Annotated in this window: 3 protein-coding genes; 2 read left to right on the top strand and 1 reads right to left on the bottom strand. The window is 47.6% G+C overall.

What is annotated here, in order from left to right:
• The first annotated feature begins 105 nt into the window (after positions 1-105).
• A complete protein-coding gene (tnpB, locus tag NFS31_RS26505; protein WP_251502035.1) occupies positions 106-390 on the top strand; it encodes an IS66 family insertion sequence element accessory protein TnpB in 285 nt (94 codons plus the stop codon).
• Positions 391-532: 142 nt separating this feature from the next.
• Positions 533-2,149, top strand: coding sequence for an IS66 family transposase (tnpC, locus tag NFS31_RS26500; RefSeq protein WP_251502032.1), 1,617 nt, complete (start codon positions 533-535; stop codon positions 2,147-2,149).
• Between the two features lies 1 nt (position 2,150).
• On the opposite strand, the gene NFS31_RS26495 is transcribed toward tnpC, so the two are convergent.
• A partial coding sequence (locus NFS31_RS26495; RefSeq protein ID WP_251502029.1) for a hypothetical protein occupies positions 2,151-2,340 on the bottom strand: 190 nt, incomplete at its 5' end.

Here is a 2,340-nt window from a genome sequence, read left to right as displayed (position 1 = left end):
GTGCTTAAACACCAAGGATACGGGCAGTTTCAAAAAGATGGGGATAAAAATATCTTAAGGATAAGGGAGTTTATCCTAAAATTAAGATAAACTTGCTACACCGATATGCGCAAATCCATTGACGGACTCTGCGCCGTTATTGAAGACCAGCTTAAGATGGATCCGTCGTCCAGTGCTCTCTTCCTTTTCTGTGGAAGAAGACGGGACAGGATCAAAGCCTTGTTCCGCGAACCGGACGGCTTCGTTCTGCTCTATAAGAGGTTATCTGTCCGCGGCGGCTATCAATGGCCCAGAAAGCAGTCGGAGGTACGGAACCTTTCCTGGCGGGAGTTTGACTGGCTGATGTCGGGAATCGATATAGACCAGCCCAAAGCCCTCAAAGCGGAGTAAAAAGCAGGTGGATTTCAGCAAAAATCTTGCACAGAAAAATCTGGAAATCCCTTGTAAATTCGGCATATTTCAGGGATCATTTTTCTTTAGTAAAGGCCTCGTTTCTGGTATAATAAAGGTATCAAATCCGGGGAGAGAAACGATGGCTTCCAATGCGAAAGATATTCAGCTGCGAGAGCTGAAAGATACCGTATCACAACTGAAAACAATGGTATCTGAACAGACTGAACTGATCAAATCTCTCCGTCGTATGATTGACGAAAAAACCAGTCACGAGAAAGCGCTTCAGGAACAGGTAGACTATCTGACGAAAAAACTCTTCGGCTCCTCCAGTGAAAGAAGATCCGATGATATTCCAGGACAACAGAATCTTTTTGATGAAGCGGAGATAGAACAGGATCCATCCCTGCTGGAAGAAGAAACTGTGATCAAGGAACATACCCGTAAAAAGAAGGCAGCCCATGAGGACCTCTTCAAAGGCCTGAAGGTTGAAAAAGTAGTAATCCCTCTTCCGGAAGAAGACCAGGTCTGTCCGGTATGCGGTACGCAGATGGTTCTGATCGGCAAGGAGTATGTTCGTCGGGAACTGGAATTCATTCCTGCCACCTGTAAGGTGATCGAATACTACAGTCAGAGTTACGGATGCCCATCCTGCAAGGAAGGGCTCGGCGATACAGAAAAACCAGTGATCATAAAGTCCCGGATTCCGGCAGCTCTGGTTGGGAAAGGTCCTGCTTCGGCATCCGCCGTTGCATGGACCATGTACCAGAAGTATGCAAACAGTCTTCCGCTTTACCGGCAGGAGAAGGATTGGAAGCAGTATGGGGCTCAAATCAGCCGGACCACTCTTGCAAACTGGGTCATCTACTGTTCACAGAACTATTTTCAGCCAATGTATGATTACTTCCACTGTGAACTGCTGAAACGTAAGTTTGCGATGGCGGATGAAACCCGGGTACAGGTGCTGAATGAGGACGGGCGAAAAGCCCAGACCCAGTCATTCATGTGGCTGTTCCGAAGCGGTGAGGACGGACTTGCGGAGATCATCCTGTATGGCTATTCCCCGACCAGGAGCGGCAGCCATGCAAAGGAATTTCTGGAAGGCTACAGCGGATATCTGGAAACGGATGGCTATCAGGGTTATAACAATCTGCCGGGGCTCAGGCGCTGCTCCTGCCGGGCGCATATCCGGCGGTACTTCATTGACGCTGTTCCCAAAGGAAAGCAGTATGATTACAGCCAGCCGGCAGTACAGGGAGTCCAGTACTGTAACCGGTTATTCGCCGTTGAGGACTCTATTAACAAAAAGTATCCCGGTGACTATGAAAAACGGAAGCAGCTGCGTCTCGAGAAGGAAAAACCTGTTCTGGAGGCTTTCTGGTCGTGGCTTGAGAAACAGAAACCCGTCCGGAATACCCGGATGGATAAAGCCATTAATTATGTATTAAACCGGCGTGATACAGCGGAAACTTATCTGGAAGATGGACGGTGCAGCTTTACCAATAATCTGAGCGAGAATGCGATCCGTCCATTCGCAGTAGGCCGGAAGAACTGGCTGTTCAGCAATTCTGTGGAAGGAGCAAATGCCAGCGCAGTAGTTTACACAATGGTTGAGATGGCAAAAGCACACGGACTGAATATTTACGGATATCTCAAATTTCTTCTGGAGCATCGGCCAAGTAAAGATATGACGGATGAACAGCTTGCAAAACTGGCGCCTTGGAGCGAAAAACTCCAATCTCTCAAAAATCGCATGTGAATTATAGTGAATTACTCCAACTCGCAAAGGGCTGGGGTAATTTTGCATCTGACCGCATTAATATTTGGCGCTTACGTTGATTCGTCTCATAACCCGCACCAGTTCCGGGAGAATCGTAAGCGTCAAATAAGAACGTGTAGTGAAATATATGGCGTTCTCCTGTAAAATCAGGGTTAGAGTTTTTAGGGGTC

Source organism: Otoolea muris (assembly GCF_943193115.1).
GTDB lineage: Bacteria > Bacillota > Clostridia > Lachnospirales > Lachnospiraceae > Otoolea > Otoolea muris.
This window is presented reverse-complemented; position numbering and strand designations above follow the sequence as displayed.